The following is a 19,950-nucleotide window of genomic DNA, read 5'->3' as shown; positions in this document are numbered from 1 at the left end:
TACTTTTTTTTCACTCCTAACTATTGCTTTCTACCATTGGGACCGGTGATCGCCTCACCTTCACTGTTCAGGTAAATAAAACCGTGCATAACCGACAGTAAACCCGATTTTAACTATAGAGAGATAGTGGGGTAAACCGGTTTTCCTTGCACACCCTAAATCGTTGGCAGCTATCGGCACAGCCGCCCTTATCTATAAAGCTGTAACCTTGGATAAGGACGGCAGCAATGCTTAGAACTTCACCCGCACGCCGGCAAAGTAGCGCGGTCCGTAGCTGTTTACTTCCGCGACATTGTCGTCCACCGGGTTGAATTGCGTCCGGTCTTCGTCAAACAGGTTGATACCTTCGATTCTAAACGAGACATTGTCGTTGAGTTTATAGGTAAGCCTGGCTTCGAAGACTTCGGTGTCGCCGATATAGCGAAGCTCGCCGGGGGTGCTGATAAACTGCTGGAAGTATTCGCTGCGGTATTTGTAGATCAACTGCAGGTCGAAGCCGCCCCATTGGTAGTAGAGCTGGGTGGAGAGCACGTTGTCCGAGAAACCGAACAGGTTGGCGGGGGGGACTATGCCGATTCTTTCCTCTACAGTACCGTCTACCTGCCGCACCTCCGCAGCACCGAACCTGCCGTGTTCAAATTCAAAATCTGAGTCGGCATAGTTATAGCTGAGTTTGGCACCAAAGCCGCTCCAAAAGCTTGGCAAATAACTGAAGGAGTGAGTCGCAGTTAATTCGAAACCTTTTAGCGTACTGGTATCGGAATCGGTGCGGGTGGTGGTCACCTTGCCTTGCAGCGGCTCACCATCGACAATGAAGGTTTCAAAGCGCTGGACGTTTTCAAAGCCACCCTGAAACCTTTTGTAATAACCACCAAGAGCGAGAATGGTGTCGTCATTGGGATACCACTCGATCGCCGCATCGAAGTTCCAGGACAGCAAAGGCTCCAAATCTGGATTGCCAGTGGCGGTTGCCTCACCCACAAGCTCGTCGAGATCGGTGATCACAGCATTATCGTCGACTTCGAATCTGCGACCAAACCCGAGGTCAGCCGGGTCGGGGCGAGACAGCCCTCGGAAAATACCGCCACGCAGGAGTATGTCGTCTCGCAAATCCACTACAATACTGGCGCTGGGTAGAAACTCGGTGTAGCTGTCGCCGCCCTCGACGGAAAAGAAATTATCTTGATCGTTGTCGATAATGATATTGCCATCATCATTTCTTCTCGAGGTAAACGTGGTCCGCAGTCCCGTGGACGTCACATCTGTGCGTACTATACGCAAACCAAAGTTACCACGCACGGGATATCCGTTGAGCTCGCTTTCGTAGTTCGCTTGTATGTACAGTGCAATCGTGTCTTCTTCAACATCCACGTTATTGACATCTTTCTCCGGCGACGGAAAACCGGAAAACTCAAGCAGGTCGTCCCGCCCATCGGCGGTCCGAATTGCATTTTCAGCGATGATCAACTCTTGCACCAAACACATGGGGTCAAAGGTAGCGTAGCGACTACCTGTTCCAGCGGCAATAACATTACCGTTCTCATCTACGTTAGTGATCAGCGCCTGACCGTTACTAGGCTCTGACAGAAAACCGCTTTCGGGGAATGATTCGTTACGGCAGGCCAAGCTCGCAGGGGCAATGGCGTTGTCATTGAAGTTCAATTCGTCCCTGACTCTGGGAAAGCTGGTAAATTCCAGCTCAGAATAACGCATACCGCCCTCGAGGGTATGTATCGGCCCCCAATCGACTTCCAGTTCGAAGTCGCCTCGAAATGCGGTAATAGTGTTATCACGTGCCTGATTTAGGTCAATTCTGGTGCGCGCCGCATCCGCAAACAAGTCGTGATTGGTCACATCAAAATTGGTGACAGTAACCAGGCCAACAGAAGAGTTGGAACCGGAACCGGCCAATCGGTAGGAGGTCGCCGGGCGATCTGTGGCGGCCGGTGTGGGGTTACCAAAAATATCGTTGGCCTCGGACTGGAGTCGTGTCTGGAAAATATTCTCGCGACGCGAAGTATCAGAATAGGAGGCGTCGAATGATATATTCAGCCGGTCATTGACCTCATACTTTACGGTAATACCACCGCCTTCATACTCCTCCAGCCGCTCCTGGAACTGGCTGTGAGTCTCAATCCGTCCATCATTGTTAAAGGCCAACACCGCGCCTTTGTTGGTGGTGACCAACCCCTCGGGGTTTACCCGCCGGTTTTCGGCAAAAACCAGATCGTTGCGTATTTCGGTAAAAACCCGGTCCGAATACTGGTAGTCGACATTGATATCCAGCTTGTCATTCGGCTGCCATTGCACCGCAGCAAAGATGGATTCACGATCATCATCGGTAATATTCTGCCGGTAGGATCGCGAACTGGGCACAAAGATTACCGGCGTATCGGCGTCGTCCGGCGACTCCCCCGTTGCCGGGTCGACATTAGTATTCAAAGAGCCGCCATTACTGTCGCAGTTGCCGCTGGCATAGACGCCCGACGTCGCGTCCGGATCATTGCGGCAGGAGCGGTAGGTGCTGCTGGTTCGATATTCCTGCTCCGGGTTGGTGGCCACGTTTTTCTGCAGCCCCAGAGAAATCCCCAGACTGCCTTCACCAAAATCAAACTGGTCGATATAGCTCACAGTCCCCCGATAACCGTAATCCCTTTCATTGTCCTTGATATCCTGATTGTCCGGGTTGTAATTGCCTTTCAGGTCGAGCTGCACTCGCTGCCTGCCGTAATCCAGCGGCTTGATGGTCTCCAGCGATATCTGCCCGGAGACACCGCCCTCAATCAGGCTCGCCTCTTGGGACTTGTAGACCTGCAGCGTGTTGAATAACTCGGAGGGAAACTGGCTGAAATTCACCGAGCGGTCGCCACTGCCGTTGGTGGCCTCGCGCCCGTTGATCACCGTGGAACCCAGATAGGGCCCCATGCCGCGAATCGAAATTTCGGTCGCCCCACCCTGCTCCCGGTGAGAGGCGGCACTGGTCAGCGTCTCCAGCGCCTCGCCGATCGACAGCGCCGGGATATCGCCGATATCTTCCGCCGACAGCGCCTCGACAATCACATCGGCGTTGCGCTTCTGCTGAATAGAGTCCTGGATGGTGCGGCGGGTCCCCTGGACCACGATTTCCTCGATATCGTCGACGCTTATCTCTTGGGACTGGGCCGCTACCGGCAGCGGGGACAGTGAGGTTGTCACACCAACCAGCAGCGCCGTGCCAATCCCCTGGAATGAAAACTTTTCTCTCTCATCATCGTATTTGTATGACCACTTAAACATAGTGACCCCTTATAATTATGTTAGTCGTGTCACGAAAATTACGTTCTTCCTGCCGCAATGTCAACCAGTAAATATTACCAATTTAAAGTTATTGGCTTTACGCTTTGTTATGACCGGTTGTAATAAATCACCAAAACGGACGACCCAGGGGCTCTTCTGCCCCAAAAGGGTTCGGAAGCGACGTAAAAAAAAAGCGTTTATCTGAGAGAGCCAATTAAAGTAACCAGGTTGGTAAGTGTCAAATCGACAAGTCAGACAAACACTGGCCTCGAAAGACTTTGGCTGTGGCGGCAGAGTCAGAAAAGGGGGCGGCTGAGGAGCTGCAAAGTAAAAGGAGCGACAAATTGGTCTAACCAATTTACCTGTAAATGTTAGAGAAGCAAGATTCTGCAACAGGCGGCAGCGCCCGTTACCGCCTCAGTAGGCATTATCGGCAAAGCCATTTTCCAGGCGGTTAAGCGAGAAGCGCTGCCGCCGCTCTGAAACCTTGCGGTGCATTTCCTCCACCGCCTGGGCTTCGGTGGCGTCGTGAAGCGCTTCGATAAGCCGGGAAAAATGGTTGCGCATCGCGGTCCTGGCAGCCTGGGAATCACCTTTCGCCAAGGCATCATAGATAGCCTTGTGTTCGGCGAGGCGCCGCTGGCCGTCCTTCTTACAAACGGATTGATGGGCCAGGTGAATATCCTGGGAATGCTCCTGGATATACCACAACCGCTCTATGGTGTCGGCCAGCATGCGGTTTTGCGTGGCTTTGGAAATAATAGCGTGAAATTTTCTGTCCGCCACTTCGGAGGTCAGGTGACCGGCCTCATTTTCAGCGGCCATCTCCTCCAACGCCTGCGCCAGTTGTTTGAGCTGGTCGGCGGTGATCATGGATGCCGCCAGGGCCACCGCCTCCCCCTCGATCAGCACGCGCGCTTCTGTCAGCTCGAAGGGACTGAAATCGTGAACATCGTCATTTTTCTGCTGATGCTTTAACACATAAACACCGGAACCGGTTTTCACCGCAACCCGCCCCATCACTTCCAGCGCGATAATCGCCTCGCGGATGGTCGGGCGACTGACGCCGAAACGCTCCGAAAGCTCGCGCTCCGAGGGCAGGCGCACACCGGCGGCATACTCGCCCGAGTCCAGTACCGCCAACATCTTATCGACCACCTGCTGGTACAGACGCTGCCCATTAGTCGACTGCCCTTGCTTCATAACCCATCTCCAAGTTGCCCGTTGTTCATGTACTTACCGACCGCACGCGGATTTTTTCGGGATTGTAGCACAGGGTGCGGCAATTGGTCAGACACTGATATTGTCCAATTATTCAAAATGGCAAAGGCGGTAGGTTGTTTTTCAAGAATTTACTTTTAATTCAATAAGATAGCAAGGCATATCGAGGGCCTGCCGAATGCAAACCACCCTGCCCCGGCAGTTTGCTACCCTGGTTGCGGGTAAGCATTGGCAACTTGAACGATTAAGCAGATAACCGATATTGACACTTTTGCGGCCGCGGCTTCATCCTGATGTCGATCCAGCTGAGAGTGAAACCTCCGGACTGGACCTGCACCCGCAGTGTTTGCGTACCCTGACTGAGCTGAGCGGCAGCCGTTGATACTGTTTGCCAGGACTGCCATCCTCCCGTCGCCCCCACATTCACGGCATCCCCCGGTTGGACACTGTTCATTTCACGCGTGAACACACGGCGAACGATCGCCGACTGCTTCTGGGTGGCGCTCTAAAAGCTGTGCCGGCCAGCGGCCGGCACTTTGAGGGCTGATCTACACTTCCACGCAGAAGCTTTGATCATCAGTGCAGGCAACGAGTTTGATCCGGCAGATTTCATGCCCGCTGCTATGGTTGTAGCAATCCCAGTAGGTTCCAATCCGGATGCCCGCGGACGTCGGCGTCGGTATGGTTTTTATGTCCAATTTTTCGCTGACTTCACGGGGCAAAACCACAACACCGTCCCCACCCCCGACTTCTTTTAGATCCGACAAGACACCCGCCATATTCGACAAAGAGCCGGATTTTACCTCTGCAACCACGGCGCCGGAGGGCAGCAACAAACTCAGCCCTAAACCTAAAGCGATTAGTGTTTGCCCGGCAAGCGCCTTTACCTTATCCTCGATATTTTTATTTCCCAGTTTTTTCATATTCCTTAATCTCCACTATCAATTGTTAAAAAGCCTTAAAAAGTCGCAATCAAACCGAAACATCACCTATCGACTGGTCCAACAGTATTCGGCAGGTTGCCACTTCAGCTGGAAGAATAATATTCCACTGTAGAAGCCGGCGACTCCGGTATCCTGCTAAATACGTCTGGTTATTTGCTGTCTTATATAGCGATTCTATTTTCGCTATTGCCGGCCATAGGGTTATAGCCCTTCGGCAGTCACAGTCTCTATAGGCGAGGAAGATATACTTCTGGAGCCGGGAAGCGCACTACCAGCCGATTGAGATGACAATATCATTCTATCGCCCAGCCGGTGCCCTGTTTTTCGACGACTTACTGTTTTCTCAATATACCTGGCAGCTGTTCTCGGCTCGTCAAAGCAGCTATTGCCCTGCAAGAAACGGGGGTTATTGCGTAGCAACCGGGACAACAAATTTAAAAGCAACACACGATAATATTGATATAAGCGCCAAGAGGTATCAGGTGACAAAGGTAATAGGGGGGAAAACTGTCGTCGATAGCGTCAGTTATGAAAGGCTCGTTCCCGGCAGGCTTAAAACCAGCAGTAGACAAAAAAGCTGGGACGGCTTTCATTTTATGAGTGTCAATTACCCCAGACACTGCACGGGAAGCCCAAGGCCGGCAACGACCGATCACAGTTTGATTTTCGCCGACAGCGGTGCTGCGCGGGGTGAATATCGGCTAAATTCCAGCAAATGGAAAAAGTTTACCTGGCACGCAGGCGCCTTCTTTATCGCCCCGGCCCTGGAAAACGACCGCGATATCCGCTGGGATGCCATCACCCCGCAGCATGTCGACCTGTCTGTATGTTACATGAATATCTCACCAGGGCTTTTGGCAAAGTCTGCGCTTGAGGTTGCCGACAAAGGTCCCTATAAGATCGAACTGCCGCACCAGTTGGGTCTCGTCGATCCTTTTATGCGGCAATTGGGTGAAAAGATAAAAAAAGAAGTCGATCGCGGCAGCCCATTCGGTACGATCTTTGTGGAAACGGCAGTGAGTCTGTTGTCCGTTTATTTACTGCAAGAGTATTGCTCAGTGACTTACAAGGTACCGGAGTATCGATGTAGTTTGAGTACCAGTAAGTTAAGGTTGTTGTTCGACTATATCCACAGCCATCTCGATCGAGAGATATCACTGAATGTGCTTGCCGGCTTGGTACATATGAGCACTTATCACTTTGCCAGGCTCTTTAAAGATACCGTGGGCCTGCCTCCACATAAATATGTGATGCAACAACGCATTGAAAAAGCAAAACGCCTGTTGAGATCGACCGATATGCCCGTAAGCCTTGTCGCCCTGGAAGTCGGCTACACCAACAGTAACTTTTTCCATACGTTCAAAAAAGTCACCGGCCATACGCCCAACACGTTTCGTAAACAGCCGTCATCCCCGCGCATCCGGAGGTGACGGCACAGCTGGCAGGTGCGCCAACGACCTAAAGTCAGCGTCAGTCCCTTTTTATTGCAGATTGGCAATTCTACAAAAGTTCTCCGCAATAGACGGCCGCCCCCGCCTAAATTGCCTGTCTGCACCGTTCCAGAGTTTCCAAAAAGGCTGGCGCGGGATGAAAAACAAGCGCATCGGCGAATACCAGTCGATTTGCTGACTCTGCACATTCAACCTCGCCGCCAAACACTGGCTCAGCGCGGACGCCTCTTGGTCGCGGGGATACTCAGGGGTCAATGCCGTCCGCACCCGCTCGAGAGTAAAAAAATAGTCGTCAAATACACGCACCGGCAAAAAACCGTGCAATTGCGCAGCATCATACAGCGGCCTGTAGCCCGGGTTTTCACCCAGGGCTGCGGCAAATTCCCGCCGCCAGAAACGCACTCTGCGCGGATCGCCAAGCGGTTGATCCAGCGAAAAGGGGCGGGTTTCCGGTGTTATAAAAACGGGGGTGGTATAAACCTCGGGTAGCGGCCCCAAGCCGGGAAACACCAGTTCCACAAAGTATCCGCTCCAGCCGGTGACCGGATTTTCCAGGCGGGCGACATAGCTGCCATCGCCGTCCGCGGTTAACGGGGTGGCATGCCAGATAGCGCCTACTTCATCAAAGCGGAAATCACGCGCGCTGGGATTGTTCGCCTGCCAGAGACTTGCCTGTAACGGCACACCGTCGGTAGTGACCCGCAGGGTCCCGTCGTCAACGTGCCATTGTACCTGTGGCCGCGGTTGGCGGTTAATCACCCGCAGATACCAGGCCAGCAGCCCGGCAAAAGCGGCATCGTCGCCACCGTTGGCGCCGCCGTGATTGGTGTTGGGAAGATAGCGGAACAACGCTTCACCCTGCAGCGCATCAGCATAGAACTGGCCCGAGTCCACCGGAAAAAATTCATCCCCCGAAGCCGCCAATATATACTTCGGCAGCGTCAGTCTGTCCCGATAAGTAAAGGGATCGACCACCTGCAGTAATTCCCGGCCCTCTCGCGTTCTGGCCCGATCCAGGATGTCATACTCGACATAGGGTGCCAACGCCGACGAGAAGGCGCCGTAGGAGGCGCGGTGGCTTTCGAATGAGGGGGTGAAGTTCAGGACGTCAAAAACACCGGGGGCGACCGCCGTAACCCGAGGGTCCACCACCGCCGTCAGCCAGGCGGTGGCGCCGCGCTTGGAGAAGCCCGTTATCACGAAATCGTCCAGTTCGATCGCGGGTGTGGAGGCGGTAAGAAATGCCTGCACCGCATCCATGCTGCGCACCACGCTTTTCACCATAGGCAGATAAGCCGGCCAGGTGTAGTCGCCCGTGTCCATCGCCTTATCGAAGGTAAACGCCACCAGGTCGTCTTCCTCCTTGGCTATGCCCGGTTCGTCGGCAAATACGAGCGGTTGGTTGGGTATCTGGCCCAACAGCCCCACCACGCTGCCCGAGCCAACCGCCAGGGCGCCGGCGGTGGAGAGGAGACTGGAAGGCCTCCCGATATCGTCATTGTCGCCACCGCCAATAAAGATCATGCCGGTGCGTGAACTGACGACATGCGGCACCACGATACTGAGTTGATGCTGCCACAAGGTCCTGTCGACCTCAGCAGGCATGCGCCACTGCTGGGAGGTCAGTAAGAGAAGATAGACGGTGGCGTCGGCCTCCTCAATGGTGCCGATAAGCGTAAACTGGTATGCCGGGTCCGGTGTGGCAACGTAATCCTTGAGGGCCGTGTTCGGCCCCGCTGCGATCGTCGACAGACTGTAGAGGAAAAACAGCAGCGTGCCGAAGATGGGTCGAGTCAATGGGAGGTCTGGAGATCGGTAGCTATACATGGGATGCGCCTTTTTGTCGTGTTAATTATTATTAAAATATCCGTGGGGAAAGCTGCAGATATTTTTACCTGAGCGGGTGCAAGTAGCAATTCTTTGTCTGTGTTAATTTCGCGCTCCACTTACGTTGTGCTCAGTCGTCAAGCCGAAAATACGATTCGCACACAGTTAAAGGAAGTAAAAAAACATCTGCATAGAAAAAATATTGATATGAATACATAAAATTGTTGACTTTAATTTTTCGGGCACTATCATGGCGTCAAAATCAATCAGCTCAGTTTTTAAGGCAATGATTCAAAGTCTCCGACATCAAGCAGGCAAACCAGCGCAACTTGCACAAGGGTGCAAAGGCAGCACGGGTTTAAGTGCAATATTTATAGTTCGTCGCTACACCAATGTAGGGGAGCGGCTGCCAGGCTGAGTGCGTCTTTCTATCCGGAAGGCGTCGCCGCCTTCCAGGGTATAAAAAAACCCGGAAGGTGAAAACCGACCGGGTTTTTGCGTTTAGGATCAACGAGTTGGGCAATAGACAAGACTATGGTGAACGTTAGGTTGAGCACCTGATGTGCGAAACAAAACCCATAAGGTTTAGAAAAGAAAGCCGGCTTGGTATAGCCGGCGGTTTGGCCCTGCGCGAGGCGCCGGGACAGGACCACTGTGCCTTGGCGAAGGCCTCTATGAAAGCGACAGGTTTGATTAATACAGGATAGCTGTGTAGTTTTCCGCTAACCCGGGAGGCTGCCGCCGACCGGGCAGGTAGAAACTGAAACCCCGATCGGTAATCCCGCACGGGGTTTTTTATTGCCCGCTGAATAATCAACAGCGGGCATCGGGTCAGGGAAGTCGTTGCACAGGGACGTGCACCTTGATAAAGAAGGGAGGAAGCCATGCGAGTTCTGATTGGCAATACGCTCGCTTACGCGGTGGATCGATTTTGTCCGACTGCCCGCGATGGTAAACGGGTGCTGAAGGAAAATGATGTCTATACGCTCTATATAGACCACCGCCTGGTTGGGCGCGAGACAGGCACCGATGCCCTGCGCTGGTCGTTGGAACACGATCTGACGCCGCAACACGTGGTATTGGTGACAACCAACCGCAACCAGCGGGTCGCCATGGGTTATCTGCTTGAGGCAAGCGGTTATCGCTCGGCCGACGGTATCAATTACCGCAGGTGGCAAGGCCGATAACCCGGGGGATTGTCCGAAAACATCAATTTTGACTGGTGACCCGAGTCACCGGTCGCAACAGGCTTTAAGCCGGTTTTGACGGATTAGCGGTGCCGGTTCTGTAAGCCGGCCTGGCGCAAGCGCCGCTGGCGTGATGTGTACCAATTCGTGCAAAACGCTTAGAGGGTACTTTGTAGCTCATTTGGGAGAGCAACTGACTCATAATCAGTGGGTAGCCGGTTCGATTCCGGCCAAAGTGACAGTCGTACGCAAAACGACCTCATGGTAGAGACGCAAGTCTCGGGGTTCGAATCCCCACTTTAAAAACTGAACGGAGGCCCATGGTCGCCGGGTGCTTACGCAGGCCCGACGGCGCCGGCTTCAACGCCGCCGGCAGTGGCTTCGCCAGCCATGTGCGATACACAAGCCCGGACCGCAACTGCCGACCGAGGATGGTGATCCGAAGGGAACTCGGGGGCAGTGCGCGAATGGCCGCTGTGTATCGCACCGGACTGGGGTAAACCGCCGGCCGCGCGGGAGTCGGGTGGGCCTCAACCCTTTACTTGTTATATAGGGTATTTACAAAAGGAGAAAAACAATGATGTTATGGAACACTATTGATATTGCCGATCACCAGCGCGCCTTTTTATATGTGCGGGATCGATTCGAAGGCGTACTGACACCCGGCCGGCATCGGGTATCGCGCCTGCAAGGCAAGGTGCGCGTGGAGACCTTCGACATTACTGAGGGGCGTTTTAACCACAGCAAAGCCAGGTTTCTTTTGGCGCAATACGCTGAAACACTGGCGCCGCACCTGGACAAGTTTGAGTTGCAGGACACCGAGGTCGGTTTACTGTACCGCGACGGGCACCTGGTGGACGTGCTGGCGCCGGGTAGCTTTCTGGCCGCCTGGAAAGGCACTGAAGCCGTCAACGTGGTTGCTGTCAATATCGACACTGAGTTCGAGATCGATCCGTCGGTATTGGCGCTGGTTGGCCGCGGTGTGAAAATCGGGCAGAGCCGTGAAGTGGTGAAAGCGGTCGCCTACACCGAGGTACCCGACGAACATGTCGGTCTGTTACAGGTCAACGGCAAGCTGGAGAAAACCCTGGCGCCCGGCAGCTACGGTTTCTGGAAATACAACCGGTCTGTTGTGGTCAAACTGCTGGATCTGCGCCTGCAGGCGATGGAGGTCGGCGGTCAGGAGATTCTCACCAAAGATCGTGTCAGCCTGCGGATTAACCTGACCGGCAGCTACCGGGTGGTCGATGCGGAGATTACCGCATTAAAACTCAACGACTTCGCGGGTTTTATCTACCGCGAGCTGCAACTGCAGTTGCGCGAGGCCGTAGGCACGCAAACACTGGATGCCCTGTTGGCAGACAAGGATTCATTGAATGTGGTTATCGCCGACGGTATTCGTGGTAAGTTGTCACAATACGGTATCGAGATGATCAGTGTCGGTGTGAAAGATATTATTTTGCCCGGTGATATGAAAGTGATTTTGAATCAGGTCGTGGAGGCCCAGAAAGAGGCCGAGGCCAACCTGATAAAGCGCCGCGAGGAAACTCAAGCGATGCGATCACTGCACAACACCGCTAAAATGATGGACAACAACCCGACGCTACTACGCTTGAAAGAACTGGAGGCGCTGGAGCGGGTCACCGGACGCATCGATAAGATCTCCGTTTACGGGGGTCTGGAGGGTGTGCTGAATGACCTGGTTAAATTGCGCACTTCGTAAACCCGGGCCGGTATAACGCCGCGAGTCGGCGTTATACCGGCTTTTTTGCCAGGAGCGCTTATGGAGTTTATGTTTCTGGGGACCTCTTCGGGTGTTCCCACCCGGCATCGAAATGTTTCCGGATTAGCGATAGGCATCGCCGGTGCCAAGGCGTGGTATCTGGTCGACTGCGGTGAAGGCACTCAACACCGGTTGTTACAGACACATCGCTCGCTGGTAAAACTCGCGGGCATATTTATCACCCACGTTCACGGCGATCACTGCTTTGGATTGCCCGGTCTGCTGGCCAGCGCCGCTATGGCCGGCAGAAGCGAACCCCTGCCTATCATAGCGCCGGAGCCCATACGGGCGTTTATCGAGATAGCGCAAAAGACGACAGACACCTATATACCCTACGATATTATCTTTACGCCGGTGGAGGAACCGGAGACGGCCTGGCGCGGCACCGATATGCTGGTGAAGACAACAGCCTTGTCTCATCGTGTACCGAGTTACGCCTATACTTTTACTGAACGTTACGTTCCTCGCAACCTGAACACTCAAAAGCTAAAAGAACGTGGGGTTCCGGCGGGTCCCTTGTGGGGGCGATTGCAAAAAGGACAGGATGTTACACTGGACAACGGAACCGAGCACTGCAGTGATGAGTACCTGCTGCCACAGCGCTCCCCCCGCAGCATTGTGATCGGCGGCGACAACGATACACCGGAGCTGCTGTCGGCCGAGTGTGCCGGCGCCGATGTCTTGGTACATGAAGCCACCTACACCGAAGCAGTCGCCGCAGTAGTGGGCTCGAAGCACCGGCATAGCTCGGCGGCGCAAGTCGCCGGGTTTGCCCAGCGTGTCGGTCTCAGGAATCTGGTACTGACCCATTTCAGCGCCCGCTATCAAATCGATGCCCCCGGCAGCGCCTCTGTAAACGAGCTGGAGCACGAAGCGAGAGCTTACTATGACGGCAACTTATTCCTCGCCGATGACCTGGCAGGCTATGAACTTGACAAGGGTGGCAACCTGCAACTAAAACAGCCTGGCCTGGGAAGTGGTCGTAAGCGGTAATTATTCCAGAGCTTCGACAAATAAAGGTTGTCACCTAAAAACGGGTTGTGGTGTACTTAGCTGACACGGTCTCGATCAGGGGGGGGCGCCTAGCCCATAGCCCTTCGGGACTCGCCGTTGATACCCGCAAGCGGGCCCGGCTCGAAATCATAGATTTCGGTCGTTGCGCAGGGCGAAGCAGCGCTTCGCTGTTTCCCGCTCCACCCCTGTAGGCTCTGCGCCAGCATCCCTGCTGGCGAAGGTCCCGAAGGGCTATGGGCTAGGCGCCCCCCCCTGATCGAGACCTAAGTGCCACTGAAGTGAAAACATTTCAGGTCGAAGCACCACTGGATCTCTCGTACCATCGTAAGCAGGCAATACCTTTTAATGAGACTGGTAGCGGTCACGCTTGTGTTTGTGTATATTTTTTCTCGTCCGGAAATGCACAATGCAAGCGACAGTCATGACAGGCATACCGACAACCAAACTTGCCAGCAGATCGACCGGGTTATCGAATAGCAACGCCGAGATAAGGCCAAACATGCCGGTAACGAAAAATACCAAAGGCATGGCAAAAATTCGATAAACAGACCGCTCCCGCCTCATACGTCTATCCACTTGCCAGATCGGTTAATGGACTCAGCACTGTCTTTACCCCTGCGCCGCGCCATCCATAGATACACACCACTTAAAAGTACAATGATTGTAAATAGGTTCATTAACGCCCAAACAACTTTCAATGGCAGTCCGCCATAGTCGCCAAAATGTAAAGGACGCGATAACGACAGCGCCTGTGCATACCAGGGCATATGCTTTAGGCCGACAAATTCTCCAGTCGCTGCATTGACCAAAACCGGTGTAATAAGACGTTTCGTCAGCGGTGTCCGGCCATGCAGGAAAATCGTGTAGTGGGCGTCCGTGGAAAACCCGCTGCCTGGAAACGCAACAAACTGCAAGGTCATATTTGGAGCAGCCTCAACAGCCTGCCTTACCGCTCTATCGAGTGAGGCGATCCGATCCGGCCGCGCCTGTGCGTTATTATGCTCGGCAATTAACTCTGCCAGGTCATTGGCCCACCAGGTATCGATAATAGGCTCTTCCAGTGTGTTGATAACGCCGGTAACACCAACAACCAGCACCCATGCCACCGTCACTATACCCAGCAGGTTATGATAATCGAGCCATCGGATTCGCGCCGATTTGGAAAGCCGGACCGTACCAAAATCGAGTTTGCGCATAAAAGGCGCATAGAGTACGACACCGGTAATCGTCGCAACAATAAACAGTATACCCATCGCGCCCAGAAACAGCATACCGGGCAGCCCCAGGAACATATCGGTATGCATATCGAGTAGAAAATGCATGACGCCGGCGCCAACCTCCGCAGGTGGGACCAAGTCACCGCTGGTCAGGTCAAAAGACGCAAAATGCATCTGACCGGCATCGATATCAGCCTGCAACCCCGTGGTGACATTAACCACCGGCCTGTCAATATCAAAACTTAGGAAAATTGGCACCTCGCCCGGTCTTCGACCAAGCGCAATATCAACAATGCTATCCAACTCAAGATAAGCGCCGCCCGGATTAGCCGGCTGCCACCTATCCGGATTTAACGCGCTGTCGATCTCGTCGTGAAAGATCAACGGCAAACCGGTGATGCAGAGCATCAACAGAAAAACGGTACAGACAAGGCTCGACCACAGGTGTACAAACGACCACGCGCGGAGCGTTGAAGAACGCATAGAAGCTAGAGTTCCATTGATACGGTCATGAAAAACGTGCGGGGATCACCCTGGATGAGGTAGTTAGCGCCGGGGAAACCGCCGGTGGACGCCCAGTATCTTTCGTCCGTCAGGTTATCGAGCCGTCCCCTGAAAGTAAGGGCCTTACCGTAAATTTCCGTGGTATATCTCAAGCCCAAATCCACTCGTCTCCAGCTGTCAATTTCGATAGTATTCTCTGCGTTGACAAACTGGTTGTCTGTGTAAATTACACGGGCATCCACCGTCAGGCCCGGTACAGCGGGTATATCCCATTCACCGTTTAGGTTTGCCTGTATTTCTGGAACCCCGATTACCGTGTTGCCTTCATTGAGGTTATCCTGCGTTTTCTCGAATTTGGCATCGACATAGGTGATACCACCCAACCATCGAATACCGGCAACCGGTTCACCAAAGACGCTGAATTCCAAACCTTCATTACGCTGTTCACCGGACGCTTTGAAGATTTGATTCTCTACAATCGCATTTTGCCGGGACAATGAAAATACGGCAGCCGTCACCCCGAAACTGCCGCCATCATACTTTGCACCCAGTTCCACTTGGTCGCCGGAAAAAGGATCGAGAGTTTCTCCTGCATTTAACACCTGTATATTATTGCTGGTTGTTGGTGCCGTCGCGCCCGGCTGTAAGCTCTCGGCATAGTTGCCGTAGAAAGACATATTGTCTGATGCCTTATACACCGCGCCAAAAACAGGTGTCGTATCACTTTTGTCATAGCGGGAATTTTCAACGCCGGTATTAAAATCGAACGTCCGTGTTTCAATCGATTGATAGCGCAAGCCCGCGGTCACCAGCAGGCTGTCACTTAACAGCCCCAGTGTGTTCGCAATCGCGACACTCGAATTAGTCACCTCTTCGGTGGTAAGCGGGTCTGACAGCACTCCACCGGTAAAAGCATCAGCCACCGGAAGCTCTGCCAGTGGAGTTGGTGTAAATAAGTCACTGATCAGTGGCGTGGAAGAATCTGAGAGTGCAAAGGCGTTGTTGGAGTCACTATCGATAAATGACGCTGAAACAACAAGATTATGGTTGACAGGTCCCGTCGAAAAAGTGGCCCGAGCACCTAAATCGGCTGAAAATACGCTGTCCTCGCGGACGTTGTCAAAACGCACCGAGGTTGTTGCGCCATCGGCTGATGCTCTCGGGTTAGCAAGAATATTTTTCTCTTCGCCCTCGCGTCCACCGGCGGCGATCCAAGCCGTGACAGCGTCGGAAACATCGAATTCAGCGCGGACAACACCAAAAAGCTGCTGTTCATCGGTATAGGTACCCGGCTGGGCATAGTTTGCATCGGCGTCGGGCGCACGCGGTACTTCGCCCTCCGGGGTGACCTGTGGCCGCGGGTTATCTATATGATTGTCCTGATAGCCGATATCAGCCGAGAAGCGGATGTTTTCACCGGCGTAATCTGTACCAAAAGAGAACACGGAGAGTTCACGTTCCTGGTCTTCGACAGCAGACTCTCCATCTCGATACACCGCATTAAAGCGAATCCCCCACTCGTTTTCGCCGCCAAAACGTTTCGCTAAATCGGTAGCAGCATAAAGTTGCCCGGCCCCCTCATAACCAGCCGTCAGTTGTATGACCCCCGCTGCGGGAGCACGCTTTGCCACCAGGTTCACCGTGCCACCAACACCGCTGCCACCGGGCGCAGCACCATTGATAAACGCATTTGCGCCGCGAAATACCTCTACGCGTTCCAGCTGTTCTGCGGCGACGAATTGCCGGGGGAGAATACCAAAAAGCCCGTTCAGAGTGATGTCATCGGAAAAAACCGGAAACCCTCTGATAATGTAAACTTCCTGGAAGTTGCCGAAGCCTTTGGTTACCCGCACAGCCGGGTCATTCAACAATGTGTCGCCGACACTCTCCGCCTGCTGTCCCCGAATGATTTCCTGAGTAAAGGCAGTCCCGCTAAACGGGGAATCGAGGAAGTCGAGATTGCCCAGTAGCCCTGCGCGTCCACCACGGGCCACCTGCCCGCCGGCGAATGCGCGGGTCAGCTCAACCTGGGATGCGTCTCCGTAGACAACGACCTCATCCAAGGTTGTCTCAGCCTGTGAGTCAGGCGTTGTTTGCGCCGATGCCAGGCTGTTTATACAAATCGTTGCCGTTAAGACCGCTACCGCCAGTCGGCCTTGCCTTTGCTTCTGCATATCGCTCCCACTTGCCGTAAAAATACGCAATTGCAAACAATTATCATTTGCGTGTCAAGTGGCAATAGCGGGTTTTTTGAGTAAAACGCGCCTTCTGGTCGTACTGCCTTGTTTCACTGTGATCAATGATTTTGGAGATATTTCGGCCGGCAACTTGCTCTTGTCTCCATGTTGGGCAGCACAACTGTATTTTATTTTCTTTCTATTTCAATGAGTTACAGGTCAGCATATGCACTGTGTACAAGTGTATAACTGCCGTGCACGAGCGAAGTATGCTGCGTAGTCTCCCACCGGCCAAGAGGCCTCGCATTTTTTTACGGAACCCGTGTTTTACCCCTTAAAGGCTTTGCTGAACTGCGCTGCTCGTCGCGCCAGGTCAGCGTCACTAACACCAGGCTGGTAAAGATCACTACCGACACCCAGGCCCGCGGCGCCCGCCGCCAGCCACTGTTGCATAGTGTCTGCTCGGGTGCCACCGGTGGCTATAATATGAACCCCATCAGGAATAACCACCGACAATGCTTTAAGGAAATCGGGGCCAATACTAGCGGCCGGGAAAAGTTTTAGCACCCTGGCACCGGCCTCAATAGCCGCAAACGCTTCCGTCGGTGTCGAAAATCCGGGAACGGGCATCATACCCAAATCGATGGCTTTTCGAATAACGTCGCGGTTGGTATTAGGCGAAACAACAAGCTGTGCCCCGGTGTTAAAAACCTGCTCCACTTGGGCTTCATTGATAACAGTCCCCGCGCCACATACACAGCGATCGCCAAATTTGTCCTGTAGCCGCTTGATGCTTTCACAGGGACGAGGGGAATTCAGAGGTACTTCGATAATTTTTATACCATTAGAGTAAAGGACATCCGCGACTTGAATAACTTCCTCCGGTGTTATGCCTCTGAGGATGGCGATCACCGGCATCTGTTGCAGCAGTGAAAAAAAATCAATTGGCATATTGGTTTTGCTCATGTTCCAGGCTTTGAAAAATAGGGTGTATTCCGACTATCGACACAACAACACATTGCAACAGGGACACCAAATGTTCGACTGGGTAGTTCACGATTAAAACCTTTAATACTCCCCCGATAACGGCCACCCTTAAAAAACCGCCCCGGCTTTCCCGGTTTACCACTCAGCGGGATCAAGGCCATAAAGTGTTTGCAACTGGCGATAAAGGTCTGGTAGCCTCTTCTTCATCTGCTTTGATTTTTCAAAAAATGACTCGGTAGCGACGGCAAAAAACTCAGGCGCAGAAACAGCCCCGTATTCATCGATAACTTTATTCGTACCCCGTTCGACACGATCGAGAAATTCATCATATTCCCGTGTCAACACCTCGGCCCATTCTTTGTAGTGGGTACTCTTCCGAAGAACGGGCAAGCCATCCATAATGCCGTTTTCTTCATCCAGCTTATGGGCGAACTCATGCAGCACCACATTATGACCGTCCTCCTCGTTACCCGAGCCTCGCAACACATCCACTAAGGACAACACAACCGGTCCGCGATGCCAGGACTCACCGGCCCGGGTGCTGTCACCATGTATTTCCACCAAACCGTCATAGGTGACCTCCCTGGCTACATAGGCATCGGGATAAACGAGAATGGTTTCAAAACCGGAAAACTGTTTCTTATCCCTGTTTACCACCAACAGGCAGGCATTGGCCGCTATGACATACCGGATCTCATCGGTGATCGCAAGACCGTCACAACCGACAAATACTTTTTCATCGAGGAAAAAATTGATACAACCATGTAGCGTTTTACGCAGCTCTCTGGGTAAACGCGCATACAATGGCACCTTGCTCTCAAGAATCGCAATTTGCCCGGGAGAAAGCGGGGTTTGGAAGAGGCTATTGCGGCGGGCCTCAGCCCTGCGTTTTTGGACAACCCAAATGATTGCGGCCAGCGCCAGGAGGCCCAGAACTATGATAGATGGTTGCAACGTACTATTACCTCAACAACGAACAGTTGATCATTTTACCTGAAAGTCTGAACAGTGCCCAATGTCAATGCTCCGGGAAACGATCTCCCGTCACTCAAACCGACCTGGACTCGGGGTGCTCTATTCCAGCAGCCATGGGTGAAAATGCCGGCTCAATGGTGTTGCCTGCGAGAAACAGATAACGATAATAAGTCGCACGATCAGCAGAGCCTATTTCAGGTGCAAGCCTCTTTTCCGGAAACTTGTCAGCGAGGTATGCACAGATGGCGGCCACTTCCGTAACCACTACTCCGCCATCCACAAGTGCAGGCAGCTTACCTTGATGCGAGAGCCGGCAGAGCTAAGGCGTGCCGGTTGTCCAATTGAGTCGGACTGGGGCGCGGGGAGGCACTCGTTTGAATGGCAGGTGGGGAATTGAGCGCCTGAATTTAAACCATCAGGAGGTTGTCGAACTGATACTCTCGCTGGCGATTATGGAGTCCCTGCAATCACCACGGCTCACCGGCAATCTGAAAGCCTAAGAGCCTTGGCAGGGGGAGTATTTATGGGTATTTCAGCTTCTCCAAACATCAGCGTAGCGTTCAGCGAACACTTCAAAGCTACGGGGCTCCTTCCCGGTCATATCCTTGACCCCGGTAGTAACACGGTCCTCACTGCCGCCGGCAAGCATCGCATCCATTCCGGCAAGAAAATTCGCATAGTCAGCCGGCATACCTACGACTTTTTCAAATCGCTCCGCCAGCGCCTGTTGCGAGAGCAACACATGGCGAATGGTTCTGCCAGCCACGTTTGACAGTATCCCGGCAACACTGTCATAGTTTGGGCTGGTCGGCCCGGTTAACACGATACCCCGCCCCAAAGCCCGATCGGCAACAAGACAATGCGCAGCCGTTGCACCGATATCATTGGCATCGATAAAACCAATACCCGCCGAACCGGTGGCCGAATAAATGGCCGATTCTTTGCGAATGCTGTCGCCATGATGGCCTTCAGTGAAATTCTGCATAAACCAGGATGGCTGTAGCACTGTCCATTGCTCTGCCTTGTCGGCGAGAATTTGATGAATTTGCCCCAACACCGGACCGCCTTGTGGTATTGCAGAAGAACTCAGTGACACAAAGCGTTTGACACCAGCGGCAATAGCTGTGGCAATAAAGCTGTCCACGGCGGGTACAGGATCGACCAGCAGTGCCGGCGCCACAATATAGACGGCATCAATACCGGATACTGCTGCCGCATGCGTATCAGCATCCATCCAGTCAAAAGCAATGGTGTTCGCCGGCATATCACCCGCCGGGTTACGAACGGCAATACGCGGCTTGTAGCCCAAATCGGCCAGCGTCGCCACAACAGCACGGCCGGTCTTGCCACTGCCACCGGTCACCAGAATTTGTTCAATCTTTTCCAT

Annotated in this window: 14 protein-coding genes, 1 tRNA gene and 2 pseudogenes; 6 read left to right on the top strand and 11 right to left on the bottom strand. The window is 53.3% G+C overall.

Going from position 1 to position 19,950, the window contains the following annotated elements; all coding sequences use genetic code 11:
• Nucleotides 1-231: 231 nt before the first annotated feature.
• The 4 genes and pseudogenes from FKG94_RS11995 to FKG94_RS11980 form a co-directional block, all read right to left on the bottom strand.
• The gene (locus tag FKG94_RS11995) at nucleotides 232-3,276 is read right to left on the bottom strand and encodes a TonB-dependent receptor (RefSeq protein WP_142904559.1); all 3,045 of its coding nucleotides are present in this window, start codon (nucleotides 3,274-3,276) and stop codon (nucleotides 232-234) included.
• Between the two features lie 417 nt (nucleotides 3,277-3,693).
• A complete protein-coding gene (locus tag FKG94_RS11990; protein ID WP_142904557.1) occupies nucleotides 3,694-4,479 on the bottom strand; it encodes a FadR/GntR family transcriptional regulator in 786 nt (261 codons plus the stop codon).
• A 262-nt stretch (nucleotides 4,480-4,741) separates the two neighbouring features.
• Nucleotides 4,742-4,987, bottom strand: a pseudogene (locus FKG94_RS29545) (carbohydrate-binding protein); the annotation flags it as partial.
• A gap of 58 nt (nucleotides 4,988-5,045) precedes the next feature.
• A complete protein-coding gene (locus tag FKG94_RS11980; RefSeq protein WP_142904554.1) occupies nucleotides 5,046-5,420 on the bottom strand; it encodes a hypothetical protein in 375 nt (124 codons plus the stop codon).
• 503 nt (nucleotides 5,421-5,923) lie between these two features.
• Between FKG94_RS11980 and FKG94_RS11975 the strand changes: the two genes are divergently transcribed.
• Nucleotides 5,924-6,871, top strand: a complete 948-nt coding sequence (locus tag FKG94_RS11975; RefSeq protein WP_179957611.1) for a helix-turn-helix domain-containing protein — start codon at nucleotides 5,924-5,926, stop codon at nucleotides 6,869-6,871.
• Between the two features lie 51 nt (nucleotides 6,872-6,922).
• Here the strand turns inward: FKG94_RS11975 and FKG94_RS11970 are convergent, their stop codons facing one another.
• Nucleotides 6,923-8,689 carry a PhoPQ-activated pathogenicity-related family protein gene (locus FKG94_RS11970; protein ID WP_179957610.1) on the bottom strand — a complete coding sequence of 589 codons (1,767 nt, stop codon included), beginning with the start codon at nucleotides 8,687-8,689 and terminating at the stop codon, nucleotides 6,923-6,925.
• A gap of 914 nt (nucleotides 8,690-9,603) precedes the next feature.
• Between FKG94_RS11970 and FKG94_RS11965 the strand changes: the two genes are divergently transcribed.
• From FKG94_RS11965 to FKG94_RS11950, 4 genes are all read left to right on the top strand, one after another.
• Nucleotides 9,604-9,906, top strand: coding sequence for a cyclic-phosphate processing receiver domain-containing protein (locus tag FKG94_RS11965; RefSeq protein ID WP_142904548.1), 303 nt, complete (start codon nucleotides 9,604-9,606; stop codon nucleotides 9,904-9,906).
• Nucleotides 9,907-10,072: 166 nt separating this feature from the next.
• Nucleotides 10,073-10,145 (top strand) — tRNA-Met (locus FKG94_RS11960).
• A 338-nt stretch (nucleotides 10,146-10,483) separates the two neighbouring features.
• A complete protein-coding gene (locus tag FKG94_RS11955; protein ID WP_142904546.1) occupies nucleotides 10,484-11,629 on the top strand; it encodes a slipin family protein in 1,146 nt (381 codons plus the stop codon).
• A gap of 60 nt (nucleotides 11,630-11,689) precedes the next feature.
• Nucleotides 11,690-12,682 (top strand): MBL fold metallo-hydrolase, encoded by a 993-nt coding sequence (locus FKG94_RS11950; RefSeq protein WP_142904545.1) that lies wholly within the window; start codon nucleotides 11,690-11,692, stop codon nucleotides 12,680-12,682.
• A 581-nt stretch (nucleotides 12,683-13,263) separates the two neighbouring features.
• On the opposite strand, the gene FKG94_RS11940 is transcribed toward FKG94_RS11950, so the two are convergent.
• From FKG94_RS11940 to FKG94_RS29540, 5 genes and pseudogenes are all read right to left on the bottom strand, one after another.
• Nucleotides 13,264-14,403: a PepSY-associated TM helix domain-containing protein gene (locus FKG94_RS11940; protein ID WP_142904541.1), complete on the bottom strand. Its 1,140-nt coding sequence runs from the start codon at nucleotides 14,401-14,403 to the stop codon at nucleotides 13,264-13,266.
• 5 nt (nucleotides 14,404-14,408) lie between these two features.
• Complete coding sequence (locus FKG94_RS11935; protein ID WP_246125106.1) at nucleotides 14,409-16,634, bottom strand: TonB-dependent receptor; 2,226 nt, start codon at nucleotides 16,632-16,634, stop codon at nucleotides 14,409-14,411.
• A gap of 294 nt (nucleotides 16,635-16,928) precedes the next feature.
• Nucleotides 16,929-17,567 (bottom strand): 2-dehydro-3-deoxy-6-phosphogalactonate aldolase, encoded by a 639-nt coding sequence (locus tag FKG94_RS11930; protein WP_246125104.1) that lies wholly within the window; start codon nucleotides 17,565-17,567, stop codon nucleotides 16,929-16,931.
• A 156-nt stretch (nucleotides 17,568-17,723) separates the two neighbouring features.
• Complete coding sequence (locus FKG94_RS11925) at nucleotides 17,724-18,542, bottom strand: M90 family metallopeptidase (RefSeq protein WP_142904539.1); 819 nt, start codon at nucleotides 18,540-18,542, stop codon at nucleotides 17,724-17,726.
• Nucleotides 18,543-18,636: 94 nt separating this feature from the next.
• Nucleotides 18,637-18,870: pseudogene (locus FKG94_RS29540) on the bottom strand (glutathione S-transferase family protein); the annotation flags it as partial.
• Nucleotides 18,871-18,937: 67 nt separating this feature from the next.
• On the opposite strand from FKG94_RS29540, the gene FKG94_RS29365 reads away from it, so the two are divergent.
• On the top strand, nucleotides 18,938-19,063 hold the full coding sequence (locus tag FKG94_RS29365) for a hypothetical protein (protein ID WP_281284234.1): 126 nt from the start codon (nucleotides 18,938-18,940) through the stop codon (nucleotides 19,061-19,063).
• Between the two features lie 32 nt (nucleotides 19,064-19,095).
• On the opposite strand, the gene FKG94_RS11910 is transcribed toward FKG94_RS29365, so the two are convergent.
• Complete coding sequence (locus tag FKG94_RS11910; protein WP_179957609.1) at nucleotides 19,096-19,950, bottom strand: NAD(P)H-binding protein; 855 nt, start codon at nucleotides 19,948-19,950, stop codon at nucleotides 19,096-19,098.

It is taken from the genome of Exilibacterium tricleocarpae (genome assembly GCF_007004655.1).
GTDB classification, from domain to species: domain Bacteria; phylum Pseudomonadota; class Gammaproteobacteria; order Pseudomonadales; family Cellvibrionaceae; genus Exilibacterium; species Exilibacterium tricleocarpae.
Note: the sequence above shows the minus strand (reverse complement) of the source record. Positions and strands in the feature narration are given on the sequence as shown.

Coding starts and splice junctions, on each gene's coding strand:
- FKG94_RS11995 (WP_142904559.1), bottom strand. CDS start 3,276: ATGTTTAAGTGGTCATACAAATACGATGATGAGAGAGAAAAGTTTTCA.
- FKG94_RS11990 (WP_142904557.1), bottom strand. CDS start 4,479: ATGAAGCAAGGGCAGTCGACTAATGGGCAGCGTCTGTACCAGCAGGTG.
- FKG94_RS11980 (WP_142904554.1), bottom strand. CDS start 5,420: ATGAAAAAACTGGGAAATAAAAATATCGAGGATAAGGTAAAGGCGCTT.
- FKG94_RS11965 (WP_142904548.1), top strand. CDS start 9,604: ATGCGAGTTCTGATTGGCAATACGCTCGCTTACGCGGTGGATCGATTT.
- FKG94_RS11955 (WP_142904546.1), top strand. CDS start 10,484: ATGATGTTATGGAACACTATTGATATTGCCGATCACCAGCGCGCCTTT.
- FKG94_RS11950 (WP_142904545.1), top strand. CDS start 11,690: ATGGAGTTTATGTTTCTGGGGACCTCTTCGGGTGTTCCCACCCGGCAT.
- FKG94_RS11940 (WP_142904541.1), bottom strand. CDS start 14,403: ATGCGTTCTTCAACGCTCCGCGCGTGGTCGTTTGTACACCTGTGGTCG.
- FKG94_RS11930 (WP_246125104.1), bottom strand. CDS start 17,567: ATGAGCAAAACCAATATGCCAATTGATTTTTTTTCACTGCTGCAACAG.
- FKG94_RS11910 (WP_179957609.1), bottom strand. CDS start 19,950: ATGGAAAAGATTGAACAAATTCTGGTGACCGGTGGCAGTGGCAAGACC.